Below are 17,504 nucleotides of genomic sequence, written 5' to 3'. Positions count from 1 at the left end.
CCCCTTAGGGCGCTGTTGCTTGAGGGGCGAACCGGGCGATCAAGGCCATGAGGGTTTCGGCTTTGAACGGTTTGGCCATGTGCTCGTCCATGCCAGCTGCCAAGCAGGCTTGGCGATCGGCCTCCATGGCGTTAGCGGTCATTGCGATGATGGTGACACGATGGCCCGCTGCCTCCATGCCCCGAATCCGCCGAGTGGCCTCTAGCCCTCCCATGACTGGCATCTGCATATCCATGAGCACCAGGTCCCACGCTTGGGAGGTGAACAGGTCAACTGCTTCTTGGCCATTTTTTGCCAATACCACGCTGTGTCCACGCTTGGTCAATATCGTGGTTGCAAGTTTTTGGTTGATGGGGTGGTCTTCCACCAGCAAAATGCGCAGTGGTTCTTGCAGCGCATCGTGTGTGACGCCTAACTGGGGTGTCATATTCGGCACTGATGTGGCTGGAGGCGCCCCCATTGGCAGGTGCAGGGTAAAGTGAAACGTGCTTCCGACCTGTGGCACGCTTTCTAACCAGATGCGCCCGCCCATCAGGTTGACCAAGCGTGTGCAAATGGTCAATCCCAAGCCGGTACCCCCAAACTGCCGTGTGGTCGAAGCATCTGCCTGGCTAAACGCTTCAAACACCTGGCGTTGCTTCTCTGGCGGAATGCCAATGCCGGTGTCCCTGACCGATAGGTGTACTTCGAATACATCGCTGGTAAGCGCCGCCCACTCTAGCTTGACAGTGACAGAGCCCTCGCTGGTGAATTTAATGGCGTTGTCGCACAAATTAGTGAGGACTTGTCGTATGCGCCCAGGGTCACCGCGCAAGTAGGCTGGCACCTGGTCTTGAATTTCTACGTTGAGTGCCAAGCCCTTTGTGTTGCTGCGCACGCCAATGGCCTTGATCGCTTCGTTGATGGTGTCTACCAAAGAGAAGTTCACCACTTCAATGTGGAGCTTGCCTGCCTCAATTTTGGAGAAGTCCAGAATGTCATTGAGGATCACCATGAGCGCCTGCGCTGAACTTTTGACGGTGGTGAGGTACTCGCGTTGCTGGGCGTCCAAGGGCGTGTCAAGGGCAAGGTCGGTCATACCAATCACCCCGTTCATGGGGGTGCGAATTTCATGGCTCATATTGGCCAAAAACTCACTTTTGGATTGGTTGGCCCCCTCTGCGCTGAGTTTGGCCGCTAGCAATTCTTGCTCTACCCGGTTCTTCTCCGTAATGTCTAAGATAGTTCCGATCAGCGCGGTGACTTCGCCCTTGGCATTGATAAGCGGTGCCTTGGTGTACAGCCCTTCATGGACCAAACCCGTTTTGCGGTTGGTAAAGCTGGCCTCGTAAATTTGGCTCTGGCCGGTTTCAAACAGTTCCAAATCTTTGGCATGCATGAGCTCGGCACTTTGCCCGGGAACCAGATCAAACACTGTTTTGCCAATCCATGCGCTGCGATCAATGCCAAACAAGTCTGCAAACGCTTTGTTAAACCGCATGTAGCGGCTTTGGCGGTCTTTCATGTAAATCGCAGTGGGAGTTGCTTCCAAAACCACTTCCACAAACTGAAGCTGCTCTTCAATCTGCGCCTCAACGTTCTTGCGTATGGTGATGTCGGTGCGAATGGCAATGTACTGTTGTGGCAGGTTGTTGTTGTCGCGCAGCGCCAGCAGGGTTGCATCCACCCAGTACAACTCTCCGCCTTTGGTGCGGTTGCAAATTTCGCCGTGCCACACCTTGCCTTGGGTAAGGGTATGCCACATCTGGCGAAAAAACTCCGGCTTGTGGTGTCCTGAATTCAAGATACGGTGGTTGCTGCCTATCAATTCATCGCGGCTGTAGCCGGATATTTGACAGAACTTGTCGTTGGCATAGCTAATGGTGCCGTTCAGGTCGGTGATGCTCACAATGGCGTGCTGGTCGAGCGCAAACTTCTGGTTGTCCAATGCGCGCCTGCCTTCTTCGCGCTCGTTGACCAAGGCCACTACTTGTTGGGTCAGCGCCTCCATGGTCTCCACGCTATCGGTAGAGGTCAGTGCTTTGTGCGCCTCATCCGCATGAAAAACGTTGAGCACATGGCGCAGCGAGTCCAGGGCGCGCCTGCGCAGAAGCAATTCATCGTGCAGTTGTTGGTCCAGGGTGTGCTGCTCGGTCACGTCACGCAGTGCCAGTACATAGCCACTCACGTGGGGTTCAGCGCCGTAGATGGCGGAACGTGAACTATCCAAAACCAGGGGTTCCCCGTTAGCACCCCTGAGCTTAATGCGCTGCGCCTTCCACTCCAACGGTAAATCGGATCGTGCATACAGGCTATGCAGCACGTCTTGCATGTCTTTGCCAATGGCTCTGCGTGCGTTGAGACTGAGCATGTGCAAGGCGGCAGGGTTGGCGTAGGTGATGTGGTGCGCGGCGTCCGTGGTCAGTACGCCATCGCTAATGGCGTTCAAGGTGACCGTAGCTTCTTGCTGCTGGGCCAGCAAACGCTCGGCCGCCCGGCTCAGGATGTCAAAGGTGTGACGAATCTCCAGGGGTGCGTCGGCATCTAACAAAGAGTTAATGTGGATAGTGCCCGAAAGAATATCGGCCTCACGTTGGCGAACTCTGTCAAAGTTGCCCAGCCACCGCACCAGCAAAATGCGTATGAAAAAACTGCCAAGTAGCAAGGCAGCAATGGCCAGCGCGGCAGCGTACCAGGTGACACGCCACAGGTTTTCAGCGACTTCGTTCGCATCAAAGCTGATGCGCATGACACCGTAGTCTTTGCCTCCTACGGTAATGGTGTGGTTGATGTCAAACAATTTCGCTTGCACTTGCGTTACCAACCAGGCAGGCGCACCAGATACCAACGTGGAGTCTTGGCTTGCCTTCACCTTGCCGCCTTTGGTGTCAATAAACAAGGCCTCGGAAAAGTGTGATCTGAAAATCGCACTTTCCAGTGTTTTGGTGATGGTGTCGTAGTCGCCAATCACAGCGCTGTCGGCCACGGTCTGCGATGCAACCGCCATCATGCGTTCGGCGGCAAGCTGCTCTTCTTCAAAGGTTTGGCTGAACTGGTAGTAATAGAAAAAGCCCAAGCCTGTCACCACAAAAAACAGCAAAGAGGTGAGGTACAGAACGAACACCCGCCCCACTAAAGAGCTAGGCAGCAGGCGCAGCAACAGGTGCATGGTGCTGGCAGCGCTTAGTGCAAAGAGAGAGGGGCCGTTTGGTAGAAGCGTTTGTAGGCGGCGTAATCAGCCCCGGTGGCGGGGATGAAATAGGCGTCGGCTGGAAGTCCAACTTCTTTAGAAGCTTGGTGCAAGATGTCGCGTCCCTTGGGGTCATTGGCCATGTCAAAGAAGGCCTTGGCAACCGCCTTCACATCTTTGTCGGGCACTTTGTTGGATGCCATAAGCGCCAAGTCGTTGAAAAACTCCGACGACCACAGTACTTTGAACTTTTTACCCTCACGGTTGGTATAGCCCTCGGACAACTGTGAGTTGGCGCCAGAAGCGGGAACTTTGCCGCTAAAAAGTTGCGCAAATGCAGCATTTTGATTGCCTGCAAAAACAACCTTTACGTCAATGCCTTTGGACAGCAGATGGGCGTAGGGCACCTTGTAAACAAGGAATGCCTCGGGACCCGCAAACGCGACTTCTTGCCCCTTGAGTTGGGCAAGGTCCGTAATGCTGGAGTCTGCGGGAACCACAATTTGCGACTGCAGGGCGGGCGTCTTTCTGCGGCCAAATACCGTCCAGCCCAGTTGTTCACGCTCTGGGCTAAAGAGGTGGTTGCTAAACACAAACTCCACCTCGCGTGCGAGTACGTAGGCCGTGGTGTCTGCGGAGGTACGGCCAATTTTCAAGTTCAGCTGTACACCGCTTTTCTCTGACACATAGGCAATGATGGGATTCCAGTAAGCGGCTGTGAGCTTGATGTCGTACTGGTTGACTGGCGAGAAGGAGTAGTTGGGTTGTTGTGCACTAGCCAGTGGTGCAAAACCGGCACCTACCCAGCAAAGTGCGGTGAGAAAAAAATGTCCAAACGTTCGTCTTTTCATAAGAATTCCATTGCTTTGAAGGCGTTAAGGGCCTCGCCCGATGGGGTAGCGGTTTCATCATAAAGCAAGCATTAAGAAAAGAGAACGTTTAATCAACCATGGGCGACACGGTCTGGTGAGCTTGTCCATCAATTCCCCCAAAACTTCGATGGGAAATTCTAGTTAAATCAAACGTTTGATTTAACTTGCTACAATCTGCCGCATGAAAAAAGCTCACTCTCCCACTGGCGTGGGGATCTCCAAGTCGATGACGTCAGCCAAAGTGGCGGTGCCTGCAAAGGCGATGCGCAGCGATGGCCTTGAGGCGCGCAATCGTTTGTTGGACGCTGCCTTGGCCCTGTTTGCAGAAAAGGGATTTGCCAAAACCTCGACACGGGAGATTGCCTTAGCCGCGCAGGTGAATATCGCGTCCATCAGCTACTACTTTGGGGATAAAGAAGGCTTGTACCGCGCAGTGTTTGCGGACCCGCGCAGCAACCCCAATATTGATCCGGCTGACCTGGATGGGCCCCACATTGGCTTGGAGCAAGCGCTGTCTATCATTCTGCGCAGCTTTGTGGAGCCAATGAAGCAAGGGCATTTGATGCAGCAATGCATGAAACTGCACTTTCGCGAAATGCTCGAACCCACCGGCGTCTGGCAGGAAGAAATTGACACCAATATCAAGCCTGCCCACGCTGCCTTGGTCGCAGCACTAGGTCGTCACTTGGGCGTAGTGGGGGTTGATGACGACCTGCACCGCTTGGCGTTTGCCATCTCAAGTCTGGGCATGATGTTGCATGTCGGGTCTGACGTGTACTCGGCCATATGTCCCCAATTGGTCAATAGCCATGCGGCGATTGATCTATACAGCGAACGACTCACCGCCTACGCCATGGCCTTGGTGGAAGCAGAGGCCAAGCGTAGAGCTTGCCTTGTCGTCACCCCCGAAAAGCCGTCGCTTGGCAAGCCCAACGCATCACCCATCGCAAAAGCCAAACCTAAGTCCCCAAGTCTCAAACGTACATCAAGCCTATGACAACGTCTCCTTTTATGCATCTTTTTCGCCGAGGTGCGGTCAGTGCTGCAGCACTTGCACTCTCCGCATGCGCTAGCTTCATGCCGCCGACTCAGGTTGAGGTCGTGGTAGCTCCCAAATGGGAGGCGCCTTTGCCTCACCAAGGCGCCGTGGGATCATTGGCCCAGTGGTGGCAACAGCAAGGCGACCCGCTCTTGGTGGAGCTGATCACGGCCGCACAAACGGTAAGCCCCTCGGTGTCGCAAGCGTTGACCCGCATTGAGTCGTCCCGCGCGAACCAAGCGCTGGCCAATTCGGCGCTGCTGCCCAATGTGAGCGCCCAAGCCAGTGCCTCGCGTGGCGTAAGCCAACCCAACGTGCCTGTCTCCACCAACCAGCAAATTGGTTTGCAGGCAGCGTGGGAGCTTGATTTGGTCGGGGCCAACCGTGCAGTCAGCAGCGCTGCCGTGGCGCAGCTAGAAGGCACCCAAGCCCAATGGCATGACGCCCGTGTGTCGGTCGCAGCTGAAGTGGCAAACCTCTATTTCAGTTTGTCTACCTGTCACCAGTTATTGGGCGTAAGCCAGAACGATGCAGCCTCACGGCAAGAAACTGCGCGCCTGACAGACATCAGTGCCAGGGCTGGGTTTGTCGCACCTTCTGTGGCAGCCATGGCCAGAGCGAGCGCCGCCGATGGCAAAAGCCGGGTCACCCAGCAAGCCGCCCAGTGCGACATCACGACCAAGGGCTTGGTGGCGTTGACCGCCATTTCAGAGCCTGAATTGCGCAAGAAACTGACGCAGGCCCTTGTAAAAAATGCGCAAGCAGCTCCTATTTCTGTAGCGCTTGTGCCAGCGCAAACTGTGTCTCAGCGCCCGGACGTGTTTGCGGCCGAGCGCGATGTGGTGGTGGCCAGTGCCCAAGTGGGAAGCGCGAAGGCGCAACGTTACCCTCGCTTGAGCTTGAATGGCTCAATCGGCGCACTACGCGTGAGCAGTGGTGGCGTTGAGCAAGACGTGTCGACCTGGTCGTTTGGGCCTTTGGCCCTGAGCCTTCCACTGTTTGATGCTGGCCAGCGCGCGGCAGGCGTGAAGTCGGCACAAGCGGCCTACCAGAACGCGGTGGTGGCCTACCAAGGCAAAGTGCGCAATGCAGTGCGCGAGGTGGAAGAGGCCTTGGTCCATCTGCAAAGTACGGATGCCCGCAGTGCCGAGTCGCTGGTGTCCTCCCAAGGCTACGCCGAATCTTTGGCGGCCACCCAGGCGCGTTTCAACCAAGGGCTCGCCAGTTTGGTTGAGCTAGAAGATGCCCGGCGCAATGCCCTTGCGTCTGAGTCCGCCGTACTGGCACTGCGCTTAGAGCGCAACCAAGCGTGGGTCGCTTTGTACCGCGCCTTAGGCGGTGGTTTTGACTTAGCAGCAACCCAAGCTGCAGTGCAGTAGCACTCCCTTTTTCTCCTATTTGATTGACCGCATTCAACCGAGACCCAACCATGAACCGAATCACTCTGAAACCTTTGACTCTTGGCCTTATCGCAGCCAGTGTTCTGACATTGGCTGGCCTAGGCCTTATTTCCACCCGCAGTGAAGCAGCAGACGCAGGCAAGCCTGCAGCGCTTGCGAAAGCGGCGCTCACTGTCAATGTGACCCAAGCGAAGTCAGGCATGTTGCCTATCAAGCTAGCAGCCAATGGCAGTGTCGCTGCTTGGCAAGAAGCCAGCGTGGGCGCAGAGTCCAACGGCTTGCGGGTACAAGAGCTCACGGTGGCCGTAGGCGATAGCGTGCAGCGGGGGCAGGTGCTGGCCACTTTTGCGTCCGAGACGGTGCAGGCCGATGTGGCCTTAGCGCGTGCATCGGTCGCCGAGGCACAGGCCAATGCCGCTGAAGCGGCAGCCAATGCCGACCGCGCGCGTGCAGTCCAAGGCACAGGTGCTATCAGCGCGCAGCAGATCAACCAGTATCTGACCCAAGAGCAAACCGCCAAGGCGCGGGTCGAGTCAGCCAAAGCGCAGCTGGATGCCCAGTTGTTGCGCCTCAAACACACGCAGGTCATCGCACCGGACAGCGGCATTGTTTCTGCGCGCACCGCCACCGTGGGCTCGGTGGTGGGGGCCGGTACCGAAATGTTTAGGCTGATTCGGCAGGGGCGCTTGGAGTGGCGCGGTGAGGTTCCCTCGGCAGACCTGGGCCGCGTGACGGTTGGCACCCACGTGGTGCTGACCGCTCCCTCGGGCACGCAGTTCAAAGGTCGTGTGCGCATGGTGGCGCCTACGGTGGACGCCGCCAGCCGCAATGGGCAAGCCTTTGTCGATATCTTGGGGCCAGTAGATGGTGGCAAGGCGGCCAGTGGCGCACTGAAGCCCGGCATGTTTGCCCGTGGGGACTTTGAGCTGGGTAATTCTGGCGGCCTGACCGTGGTGCAGACAGCGGTGGTGGTGCGAGACGGCTTTAGCTATGTGTACCGCGTGGGTGCCGACAACAAGGTCACCCAAGTCAAAGTGCAAACCGGGCGGGTGCTGGGCAACCAGCTAGAGATTCAAAGCGGTGTGCAAGCCAATGACAAGTTGGTCGCCAGCGGCGGCAGTTTCTTGAGCGATGGCGATACCGTCAAGGTGGTCGAGCAAGCCGCTGTCAGCCCTAGCGCTGCGGCACCTGTGGCTGACAAGCCTGCACAAGCCACTGGCAAATAAGGAGCATTCACTGTGAACTTTTCCTCGTGGTCCATCAAAAACCCGATTCCGGTGGTGATGCTGTTTGTGCTGCTTACTTTGGCGGGCTTGATGTCCTTCAAAGCGATGAAGGTGCAAAACTTCCCTGACCTAGAACTACCCACCGTCACGGTCAGCGCCAGCTTGCCTGGCGCTGCGCCAGCGCAGCTTGAAACCGAAGTGGCGCGCAAGCTTGAAAACGCCATTGCGCCTTTGCAGGGCCTCAAAAACATCTACACCAGCGTGTCCGACGGCAGCGTGTCTATCACGGCTGAGTTCCGCTTAGAAAAGCCGACCCAAGAAGCGGTGGACGATGTGCGCAGTGCCGTGCAAAGCGTGCGCAGCGACTTGCCTAGCGATTTGCGTGACCCGATTGTGGGCAAAATGAACTTGTCAGGTGCCCCCATACTGGCGTACACCGTTCGGTCGGCCAATATGGACGACGAGGCCCTCAGTTGGTTTGTCGATAACACCGTAGCACGTACGCTGTTGGGCGTGAAGGGGGTTGGCTCCGTCGTTCGAGTGGGCGGCGCGACCCGCGAAGTGCAGGTCGCTTTAGACCCTCTCAAGCTACAGGGCTTGGGTGCCACCGCAGCCGACGTGTCTCGCCAGCTGCGATTGGTACAGACCGAAAGTGCGGGCGGTCGCGCAGACCTCGGGGGCTCTGAGCAACCCATGCGTACGCTAGCCACGGTGGGTACCGTGCAAGAGCTGTCGCGCTTAGAGTTCACCTTGTCGAATGGCAAGCGCGTGCGCTTGGACGAAGTGGCTACCGTGAAAGACACGATTGCTGAGACCCGCAGTTTGGCCTTGCTCAACGGCAAGCCTGTGGTGGGTTTTGAGATCACCCGCAGCAAGGGTGCTAGTGAAGTGGAAGTGGGCGCGGCCTTGAAAATCGCCTTGGCAACTCTCAAGGCGCAGCACCCCGACTTAGAGCTCACCCAAGCGTTTGACTTTGTGACGCCGGTGCAAGAGGAGTTTGACGCCTCAATGACCATGCTGTACGAAGGTGCGGTGCTGGCGGTGGTGGTGGTGTGGTTCTTCTTGCGCAACTGGCGTGCCACTTTTGTGTCTGCCGTGGCGCTGCCCTTGTCTGCGATTCCGGCCTTCATCGGCATGCACTACTTGGGCTTTACCACCAACGTGGTGACCTTGCTGGCCATGTCGCTGGTCATTGGTATCTTGGTGGACGACGCGATTGTGGAGGTGGAGAACATTGAGCGCCATTTGCGCATGGGTAAAACACCGTACCAAGCGGCGATGGAAGCCGCTGACGAAATCGGCCTGGCCGTGATTGCGACCACCTTTGCACTGATAGCGGTGTTCTTGCCCACGGCATTTATGGACGGAGTGGTGGGTAAGTTCTTCAAGCAATTCGGCTGGACGGCCGTGTTTGCGGTGTTTGCCTCGCTGGTCGTTGCGCGTTTGCTGACGCCCATGATGGCGGCCTACATCATGAAGCCGTCTACCCATGTGCATGAAGAGCCGGTGTGGATGCCTTTGTACTTGCGCATGACCCGCTGGACCCTGAGCCACCGCTGGACTACGGTGGGCGCTGCGATTGCGTTTTTCATTGGCTCCCTGTTCTTGGTGCCACTCATTCCTAGCGGCTTCATTCCACCGGACGACAATTCTCAAACGCAGGTGTATGTAGAGCTGTCTCCCGGTACCACGCTGGTGCAAACCCACGCGGCGGCGGAGCGTGCGCGTGAATTGATCACCGCCATCAAAGACGTTAAGAGTGTCTACACCACGATAGGCGGGGGGGCGGTAGGTTCAGACCCGTTCCAAGGGGGCTCGGCGGCTGACGTGCGCAAGGCTACCCTGACGGTACTACTCACTGAGCGTGGCCAACGTCCTCGTAAACAGGTAGTGGAGGCAGAGATGCGCACTGCACTGTCCCAGTTGCCGGGCGCTCGCATCAAGGTGGGGCTGGGCGGCTCGGGAGAAAAATACCAGTTGGCACTGAAAGGCGATGACCCCGTAGCGCTCGCCCAAGCGGCATTGGCCGTGGAAAAAGACCTGCGCAAGATTCCTGGCTTGGGCAACATCAGCTCAACCGCCAGCCTGACCCGCGCTGAAATTGCGATTCGCCCCAACTTTGCCAATGCGGCGGACATGGGCGTGACCAGCAGCGCCATTGCAGAGACCCTGCGCATAGCGACGGTGGGCGACTATGAGTCTGGGTTGGCTAAGCTCAATTTGAGCCAGCGCCAAGTGCCTATCGTGGTCAAGCTGGACACCGACGCGCGCAAAGACTTGGACTTGCTGGGCCGACTCATGGTGCCGGGTGCCAAAGGGTCTGTCACCTTGAACCAAGTCGCCACACTTGAGACATCAGGGGGGCCTGCGGTTATTAGCCGGCTGAACCGGGTGCGCAACGTGAATTTTGAGGTGGAGTTATCCGGTGTTCCACTGGGCGAGGTGACCGAAGCCGTGGCCAAGCTGCCTAGTATCAACAACCTGCCTGCCGGTGTGCAGCAGTTGGAGGTCGGCGACGCCGAAGTGCAAGCGGAGATGGTGGCCGGCTTTGGCATGGCCATGTTGACCGGGGTGTTGTGTATCTACATCGTGCTGGTGCTGCTGTTCAAAGACTTTTTGCACCCCATCACCATCTTCCCGTCTGTCATTTTGTCGTTTGGCGGTGCGTTCGTTGGGCTCTTGGTCACCGGCAAGATGCTCTCCATGCCCTCGTTCATTGGACTGGTGATGCTGATTGGTGTGTCTACCAAAAACTCGATTTTGTTGGTGGAGTACGCCATCATGGCCCAGCGCGATTTCGGTATGAGCCGCTTTGATGCTTTGATGGACGCTTGCCACAAGCGGGCCCGCCCCATCATCATGACCACCATTGCAATGGTGGCCGGTATGCTGCCCTTGGTGATTGGTTTGGGCCATGCAGACAACAGCTTTCGCGCACCGATGGCGGCAGCGGTGATTGGTGGGCTGATTTCATCCACCATATTGAGTTTGCTGGTGACACCAAGCTTCTTTACCATCGTGGACGATATTGAACACTTTACCGCCCGCGTGGTAGGCTGGGTGCGCGGCAAAAAAGCTGTTCCACAAACCACCTGAATTTGATGAAGACTACCCATTCCAACCGCTGGCTAGGTCATGGCTGCTTTCAAGGCCTGTGGGCTTTGCTGCTCACTTGGTGTGTGGCCATGGCCCCCGCCCAAGCGGCTGAGAATGTGTATGTCTTGGGCGACTCCATTGCCTATGGCCTGTCCTTGGATGGGCTTGAGACCAAGCTGAAAACCCGTTTAGGCGGTGAGGTGCGCATCAACTACGACGGTGCGCGCTCCATCACCACCCCAGGCAATCAAGTGAAGAAGAGTGCACTGGAAAGCGTAGACCTCGACAAAGACTTTATTGCCAGTGCGCAAGTGGTGGTCTTGGTGCTGGGCATGAACCAAATAGAACCCAACTTTGCAGAAAGCCAAGCACAACTGCTGCAAAAGCTCAAGGCCGTTGCCCCCAAGGCACGTTACTTTTGGGTGGATATTGCCTCGACCATTGCGCCCCAAGCAGCCAGTTGGAGCGCCCGCAATAAAACCATCTATGACAACGCCGTACCTTTGGGTTACAGCGTGGTAAGCCGCTACAAGGCTATCTTTGGCCCCGAGGCGGACCCCCTCAATATCAAGCCGGGGCAAAATTTTCCCAATTCGCCTACCGAGGAAGGCTATGGTGGGCCGGGCAATCTGCACGGTTTCTATTCCGAACTGTCACAGGCCTTGATTGACAGCATCACGCAACCTGTGAAATCTGTGGTGCGCTGCAGTCGCAAAGGCGCGCTCAATAGTTACATACTGGGCGACTCCATTAGTTATGGCCTGCATCTCGATGGGCTGGAGGCCAAGTTGGAGGCTCAGCTCGGAGGCTCCGCACTGATTAGCTACGACGTGGGTCGTTCAATCACGTTTCCCGGCGTGACCATTAAAAAGTCCGCACTAGACAGCGTGGACTTGGACAGTGCGGCTATCGCCAAAGCACAGGTGATTGTGATCGTGTTGGGCACCAACCAAAGTGAGGTGTCCTTTGCTGACGCGCAAGTGGAGCTCATGCAAAGACTGCGTGCACTTGCACCGAAAGCGCAGTACTTTTGGGTCGACATTGGTGCCACCATCGCCAGCCAAGCCCAAGGCTGGAGTGAGCGCAATCGCACCATTTACGCAAATGCGGAGCCGCTGGGCTACACGGTCATTAGCCGTTACAAAGCCATTTTTGGTTCCGCCGCCAACCCCTTGAAGATCGTGCCCGGCGCGAACTTTCCCGGCTGGATTACTGAGCCCGGTTACGGCGCGCCTGGGAACGTGCATGGCATGCAAGAAGCTTTGGCTCGCACCCTGTTGCAAGCCTTACCCAAGCCTTTTGGCAATACGCCAGCGGCAGGGTGCTAGTCCAAACTCCAAGCCCGCGTGAGCGCTGGCCTAGTCGGAGTCAGGGTTGTCGAGGCCCACTGTTTTGAGCGGTCCACCGTTGTCGTATTCGCTGTACATCCAGCGCCCGTCCACGTTGACCACCGTATCGGGCGGTGTTCGTTCTGTGGGGGCACTGCCGGCCAAGGCCGCGCGCATGCTGTCAATCCAAATTGGCAGCGCCAAGGTGGAGCCAAATTCGCGCGTGCCTAGGGATTTAGGGTCGTCATAGCCCATCCAAGCTACCGACACCACATTGTTGGCGTAGCCTGCAAACCAGCCATCCACTGCGTCGCTGGTGGTTCCGGTTTTGCCTGCCAAGTCTTGGCGACCCAGTTTGCTGCTGGCCGACGCGGCCGTGCCAGAGCGGGTGACTTCCCGCAGCATGCTGTCGGTCACAAAGGCGTTGCGCGCTTCAATGACCCGGGCTTCTTCGGCCGGGGTGTCGGGCTTGTTGGCTTCAAACAGCACCTTGCCTTTGGCGTCCGTCACGGTTTTGATGAGCCAGGGGCTCACTAAGTAGCCGCCATTGGCAAACACCCCGTAGGCGCTGGCCAGCTGCACGGGGGTTACCGAGCCTGTGCCCAAGGCCAGCGTGAGATTGAGCGGGTGCTTGTCGGCGTCAAAGCCAAAGCGCGGCAGGTAGTCGCGCCCGTAGGACGCGCCAATGGCTTTCAAGATGCGCACGGCGACCACGTTTTTGGATTGGGCCAATGCGTCTTGCATGGCCGTGGGGCCGTCGTACTTGCCGTCGTCATTGCGTGGGTCCCACTTCAGGCTGTCGGTGGTGGTGGCTGAGAGTTGCACGTCATTGATCAAGGTGCTGGGCGCAAAGCCTTTGTCCAGCGCCGCCGAGTAGATAAAGGGCTTGATCGACGAGCCCGGTTGACGCCACGCGCTGGTGACGTGGTTGAAGTTCTTGCGGTTGAAGTCAAAGCCGCCGACCATGGCGCGGTAGGCCCCACTTTGGGCATTGAGCGAGACATAGGCCGCATCCACCTCGGGCAGCTGGCTGATCGCCCAGTTTTTCTTGGCGTCTTGGGTCACGCGAATCAGCGCGCCGGGGCGGATTTTGAGGTCTTTGTTGGCGTTGGCCTGCAGGGCGCTGGCCGCAAAGCCAATGCCTTCGCCGCTGATCTGCACGGTGTCGCCAGAGGCCAGCTCGGCCTTGACGGTTTTGCCCGCGACTTCGGTCACCACGGCGGGCAAGAGACGGTCGCTATTGGGGTGCTTTTGCAGCAGCTCATCGATGGCGTCGTTGCGCGCGTCTTCATCGCTGGGCAGATCAATAAACGCCTCGGGGCCCCGGTAGCCGTGGCGCTGGTCGTAGGCCAGCACGTTGCGACGCAGAGATTCATACGCTGCTTCTTGCTCCGCCTTATTGATGGTGGTCGTGACCTTCAGACCCATGGTGTAGGTTGCGTCTTGGTACTGGGCGAACACGCTTTGGCGCACCATTTCGGCCACAAACCCGGCATGGGTTTCAAACACGGGGCTGGAGTTGATGTGCATAGGCTCCGTGCTGGCTTGGGCAAACTGGGCCTGGGTAATCAGGTCTTGCTTGAGCATGCTTTTGAGCACCAGCATTTGCCGCTGCTTGGCGCGCTTGGGGTTCACAGCGGGGTTGTGCCGCGCCGGGTTTTGCGGCACGCCGGCGAGCATGGCACTCTCGGCCAGGCTCAGCTCCTGCATGGGCTTGCCAAAGTAGGCACGCGAGGCGCTGGCAAAGCCGTAGCTGCGCTGCCCCAGATAAATCTGGTTCATGTACAGCTCCAGAATTTGGTCTTTGCTCAGTGCGCTTTCGATGCGGTAGGCGAGCAGCACCTCGGTCAGCTTGCGCGTGAGCGTGCGCTCCTGCGTGAGAAAAAAGTTGCGCGCCACTTGCATGGTGATGGTGGACGCACCTTGCTTCACCCCGCCTGTGAAGGTCGAAAAAATAGCGCGGGCCACGCCAACCAGGTCCACACCGCCATGGTCGTAAAAGCGCGCGTCCTCAATGGCCAAGAGCGCATTTTTGAGCGTGGGCGGCGTGTCCTTAATGGCGACAAACTCGCGGTGCTCTTTGCCAAACTCGCCAATCAACACGTTGTCGGCGGTGTAAATGCGCAAGGGAATTTTGGGCTGGTAGTCGGTGACCGCGTCCAGCGGCGGCAGGTTGGGCGCCAGTATCAGCAAGGCATAGGCCAAGCAAAGGATGACGGTCAGCGCCACCAAAGCCCCAAGGCTCACAATCCATTTCATAGTGCAATTCGCCCGGTAAGGGCCCAACAAGTTAGGTGCATGCCCACACCAGCGGTGGGCGGCGTATTGTGGCCCAGAGCCGGAGCTGGCCCCGCCGGGCCTAGGTAAAGCTTTGTTAAGGTTGGTGTGCCTTGCACGCCTCAAAACCGTAGTTGTGTGCAGAAATCAGGGCAAAAACTGGCCCTGGCGCACATGGAATAAGCGCGAGCAGCTATGTTTTGTATAGCAAGGTTGTTTTTTTGGCGGCAAACCGCATTGAATCGACATTCTTAGTTCAACTTTACCCAAGGAAGGGTGTATTGCTTCAGTGCGGCTGCCTCAGCTGCTGGCATATAGGGATTGTCGATGTGCACCACCACTCGGTGCTTGATATCCAGCGATGCTAGGTTTGCTTGTTTCACGAAAGAGTTATTCAAAAGATCTAGCAATTTCCCACTCTTGTGAAGTCTTTTCATTCCAACCTCAATTGCTTTTTGGATGTCTGGGGTGGTGGGCGAGACATAAAAAAACAGATCACTGGGGTAGACCAGTAGGAGCTTGCGTTCGATTTCAATATCAGGGTCGTTTGCAACAAGTTTCTTTTCCGAGTTGATTTCGAGGATGCCCCTTGAGAGTAAGTCGAAACGCTTGAGTGAAATCATCCTGAACAGCCTGGCGTACTCGCCGGGGATGACCTTCAATTGGGCGGCCCGCATGATGTCAGTATCTGCCCAAGCCTTGCCACTTCCAATGGTTAAGGCCCTTAAATCATCGAGTGTTTTAACTTGCGCGGCTTTAGCTGCGCCTGCTTTGTTCGCAAAAAACACACGATACCCACCCGCACCAAGATGAATCGGGATTGGCACGAGCAACAGGTCTTTTGTGAAATCTGCGCCCCCTGAAGTGGCAGCCACATTGCATTGTTTCCCCTGCTTCACCAAGATGGCGTAACGCAGGTCGGATGCATCGCTTTCTGTGTACGGACAGTTGCTTAAGCGGAAGGCCTTGCCTGATGCCTGTAAGGCCGATTCGAGGAGCTCAAATCGCAACTTGACGATGGAGTTGTCCATTTGAGACACCCGCTCGGCGAACACTGCTAGGGGCAATTCATTCGCCTGAACCACCGTGGCTTGCGCGCAAACCAAGAGCGTAATTGCGCTAAAAATAATTTTTGAAAGTGAAAAAATCAACATCACTTGCATCGGATATCGCTCCGTTCATTCGAAGTCATGCGGCTAAACATAGGGCAGCTCAAACCGCAAGGTGAAGACTGATGTGGCCTCTAGAGGTCATCCGTTCGGTTCAGGATGAGCCGGGTCAAAGCCCAAACCCAGCCAAGGCGAACGCGTCAAACTTTTGCTGAGTCGCTAAAAAGAGTCCGAACCAGGACCACCCCATACTGCTTTGCTCACAAACATCGGTTTTGTTAGGTATGCAGGATTTGCTGCGGCTTGGCGTGAACCATCGTTGTGGCCAGGGCCGCGGGGAATGGCGATTTGGGCCAGGGTGAGGCGGGTGTGCGTGTGGGTGCACTGGTGTTGTGCGACAACGCGAGATGGATGCGGCCGACTTTAAACACTGCCACCACTTGCACGAGTTTTTGGGCCTGGGCTTTCAGGCTGCTGGCCGCTGCGGCCATCTGCTCGACCAAGACCGCGTTTTGCTGGGTGGTTTGCTCCATTTGCGTCAACGCTTCACCCACCTGAGCCACGCCTGCAGCCTGTTCACTGCTGGCGGCACTGATTTCTCCCACCAAGTCGCTCACCCTGCGGATGGAGGTCACGACTTCGGTCATGGTGGTGCCAGCCTCATCCACCAGATCCGTACCGTGCTCTACTTTTTCGACGCTGGCACTGATCAGGCTTTTGATTTCTTTGGCGGCGGCTGAACTGCGTCCAGCCAAGGCGCGCACTTCGCTGGCGACCACGGCAAAACCGCGTCCCTCATCCCCCGCACGGGCGGCCTCTACTGCAGCGTTCACGGCCAAGATGTTGGTTTGGAATGCTATGCCGTCAATCACGCTGATGATGTCGAAAATCTTGCGAGAGGATTCGTTGATCTCTTGCATGGTGTTCACGACCCGACCCACCACTTCACCACCGCGCAGCGCCACGGCGGACGCACTGGACGCAAGTTGCTTGGCCTGCAATGCGTTGTCGGCGTTGTGCTTGACCTGGGCGCTAAGCTCTTCCATCGACGCCGCAGTTTGTTCCAGTGCACTGGCTTGGCTTTCTGTGCGGGCGGAGAGATCTTGGCTGCCATGCGCAATCTCTGCGCTTGCCGTTGACACACTCTCAGAACCTTTTCGCACCCGCGAAACCACTTCGGCCAAAGACCGCTGCATGCGGGCCATGGTCGCCAGCACACTGCTGCGATCCTTGGCGTGCACAGCCAGGGCAATGGCCAGGTCACCATGGGCAATGCGGTCAACGATGGCATTCAGTTCGGCAGGTTCAGCACCGAGCGATCTATCCAGGCTGCGGGTGATTGATATCCCCGCAAGAACCGCACTGAAAAGAGCCACTAGGCACACGCCCACAAGCAAGTTGCGCTGGTTCGCGAAACCCGCCTCGGCTGCTTCAATGTCTTGTGCCGAGTGTGTTGCGGTCAGTTCCGCGTAGTCCGACGTCAACGTGATCAATGCGGCCAACAGGGGGCGACATTCGCCGTTGATCTTGGCGATTGCCTCGTCGCGCTTGTCATGCAGGGCCTTATCGACGATGTCCAATGCCACCGGGGCATAAGCCTTTTCGATGCGGTCTATGTTTGCGATGAGGCTTCTGGCCTCCGCCGCTACATCTGGCACCTCCGCCAATTTTTTGAGTTGAGCCAGACTGGTCGCAACATCTTCATGCGCCTTCCTAACGATATACCGTGCTTGGGCCAAATCTTCAGGTGTGCTCGCAATCACCAAATCCCGGGCCGCGATGGCCCGCAAGTCGATCGCTTGACGCACACGGGCTGCCAGTGCGGCACGCGCGTTGACGCCGTTAACAAAGTGCTCCAAGTTGTCATTGGAAGCGTTCAAGGCATGCCACGCAAACCCGGAAATCAAAAGCACCAGGGAGGCAAGCACTCCAAATGCCCACGTCAGTTGGGCGCGTATGCTCAGTTTTTTCATCGATGACTCCTTCGT

At 57.2% G+C, this 17,504-nt stretch carries 10 protein-coding genes; 5 read left to right on the top strand and 5 right to left on the bottom strand.

The window, feature by feature from the left end; translation table 11 throughout:
- Positions 1–4 precede the first annotated feature (4 nt).
- The gene (locus tag EXZ61_RS14515; protein ID WP_142812440.1) at positions 5–3,148 is read right to left on the bottom strand and encodes a PAS domain S-box protein; all 3,144 of its coding nucleotides are present in this window, start codon (positions 3,146–3,148) and stop codon (positions 5–7) included.
- 14 nt (positions 3,149–3,162) lie between these two features.
- A complete protein-coding gene (locus EXZ61_RS14510) occupies positions 3,163–4,020 on the bottom strand; it encodes a phosphate/phosphite/phosphonate ABC transporter substrate-binding protein (protein WP_142812439.1) in 858 nt (285 codons plus the stop codon).
- 202 nt (positions 4,021–4,222) lie between these two features.
- Here EXZ61_RS14510 and EXZ61_RS14505 point away from each other — a divergent pair, with 202 nt between their 5' ends.
- Genes EXZ61_RS14505 through EXZ61_RS14485 form a run of 5 tightly spaced genes read left to right on the top strand, consistent with a single transcriptional unit; the run spans position 4,223 to position 12,130 of the window.
- Positions 4,223–5,038 (top strand): CerR family C-terminal domain-containing protein, encoded by an 816-nt coding sequence (locus EXZ61_RS14505; protein ID WP_237218973.1) that lies wholly within the window; start codon positions 4,223–4,225, stop codon positions 5,036–5,038.
- A complete protein-coding gene (locus EXZ61_RS14500; RefSeq protein WP_237218972.1) occupies positions 5,035–6,459 on the top strand; it encodes an efflux transporter outer membrane subunit in 1,425 nt (474 codons plus the stop codon). The genes EXZ61_RS14505 and EXZ61_RS14500 overlap by 4 nt, the downstream gene beginning before the upstream one ends.
- A 50-nt stretch (positions 6,460–6,509) precedes the next feature.
- Entirely contained in the window at positions 6,510–7,706 is a 1,197-nt protein-coding gene (locus EXZ61_RS14495; protein WP_142812438.1) for an efflux RND transporter periplasmic adaptor subunit, read from the top strand.
- 12 nt (positions 7,707–7,718) lie between these two features.
- A complete protein-coding gene (locus EXZ61_RS14490) occupies positions 7,719–10,802 on the top strand; it encodes an efflux RND transporter permease subunit (RefSeq protein WP_142812437.1) in 3,084 nt (1,027 codons plus the stop codon).
- 5 nt (positions 10,803–10,807) lie between these two features.
- The gene (locus tag EXZ61_RS14485; RefSeq protein WP_142812436.1) at positions 10,808–12,130 is read left to right on the top strand and encodes an SGNH/GDSL hydrolase family protein; all 1,323 of its coding nucleotides are present in this window, start codon (positions 10,808–10,810) and stop codon (positions 12,128–12,130) included.
- 30 nt (positions 12,131–12,160) lie between these two features.
- Here EXZ61_RS14485 and EXZ61_RS14480 read toward each other — a convergent pair whose 3' ends face one another.
- The 3 genes from EXZ61_RS14480 to EXZ61_RS14470 all read right to left on the bottom strand — a co-directional run bounded on the left by EXZ61_RS14480 (position 12,161) and on the right by EXZ61_RS14470 (position 17,489).
- Positions 12,161–14,389 (bottom strand): penicillin-binding protein 1A, encoded by a 2,229-nt coding sequence (locus tag EXZ61_RS14480; protein ID WP_142812435.1) that lies wholly within the window; start codon positions 14,387–14,389, stop codon positions 12,161–12,163.
- A 269-nt stretch (positions 14,390–14,658) separates the two neighbouring features.
- On the bottom strand, positions 14,659–15,570 hold the full coding sequence (locus EXZ61_RS14475; protein ID WP_142812434.1) for a hypothetical protein: 912 nt from the start codon (positions 15,568–15,570) through the stop codon (positions 14,659–14,661).
- A 224-nt stretch (positions 15,571–15,794) separates the two neighbouring features.
- Positions 15,795–17,489, bottom strand: coding sequence for a methyl-accepting chemotaxis protein (locus tag EXZ61_RS14470; protein ID WP_142812433.1), 1,695 nt, complete (start codon positions 17,487–17,489; stop codon positions 15,795–15,797).
- Positions 17,490–17,504 lie beyond the last annotated feature (15 nt).

This window comes from Rhodoferax aquaticus (assembly GCF_006974105.1).
In the GTDB taxonomy this organism is placed as follows: Bacteria; Pseudomonadota; Gammaproteobacteria; order Burkholderiales; family Burkholderiaceae_C; genus Allorhodoferax; species Allorhodoferax aquaticus_A.
This window is presented reverse-complemented; position numbering and strand designations above follow the sequence as displayed.

Bases quoted from the DNA above. Each gene is read 5' to 3' on its own strand.
- EXZ61_RS14515 (WP_142812440.1), bottom strand. From the start codon at position 3,148: ATGCACCTGTTGCTGCGCCTGCTGCCTAGCTCTTTAGTGGGGCGGGTG.
- EXZ61_RS14510 (WP_142812439.1), bottom strand. From the start codon at position 4,020: ATGAAAAGACGAACGTTTGGACATTTTTTTCTCACCGCACTTTGCTGG.
- EXZ61_RS14505 (WP_237218973.1), top strand. From the start codon at position 4,223: ATGAAAAAAGCTCACTCTCCCACTGGCGTGGGGATCTCCAAGTCGATG.
- EXZ61_RS14500 (WP_237218972.1), top strand. From the start codon at position 5,035: ATGACAACGTCTCCTTTTATGCATCTTTTTCGCCGAGGTGCGGTCAGT.
- EXZ61_RS14495 (WP_142812438.1), top strand. From the start codon at position 6,510: ATGAACCGAATCACTCTGAAACCTTTGACTCTTGGCCTTATCGCAGCC.
- EXZ61_RS14485 (WP_142812436.1), top strand. From the start codon at position 10,808: ATGAAGACTACCCATTCCAACCGCTGGCTAGGTCATGGCTGCTTTCAA.
- EXZ61_RS14480 (WP_142812435.1), bottom strand. From the start codon at position 14,389: ATGAAATGGATTGTGAGCCTTGGGGCTTTGGTGGCGCTGACCGTCATC.
- EXZ61_RS14475 (WP_142812434.1), bottom strand. From the start codon at position 15,570: ATGCAAGTGATGTTGATTTTTTCACTTTCAAAAATTATTTTTAGCGCA.
- EXZ61_RS14470 (WP_142812433.1), bottom strand. From the start codon at position 17,489: ATGAAAAAACTGAGCATACGCGCCCAACTGACGTGGGCATTTGGAGTG.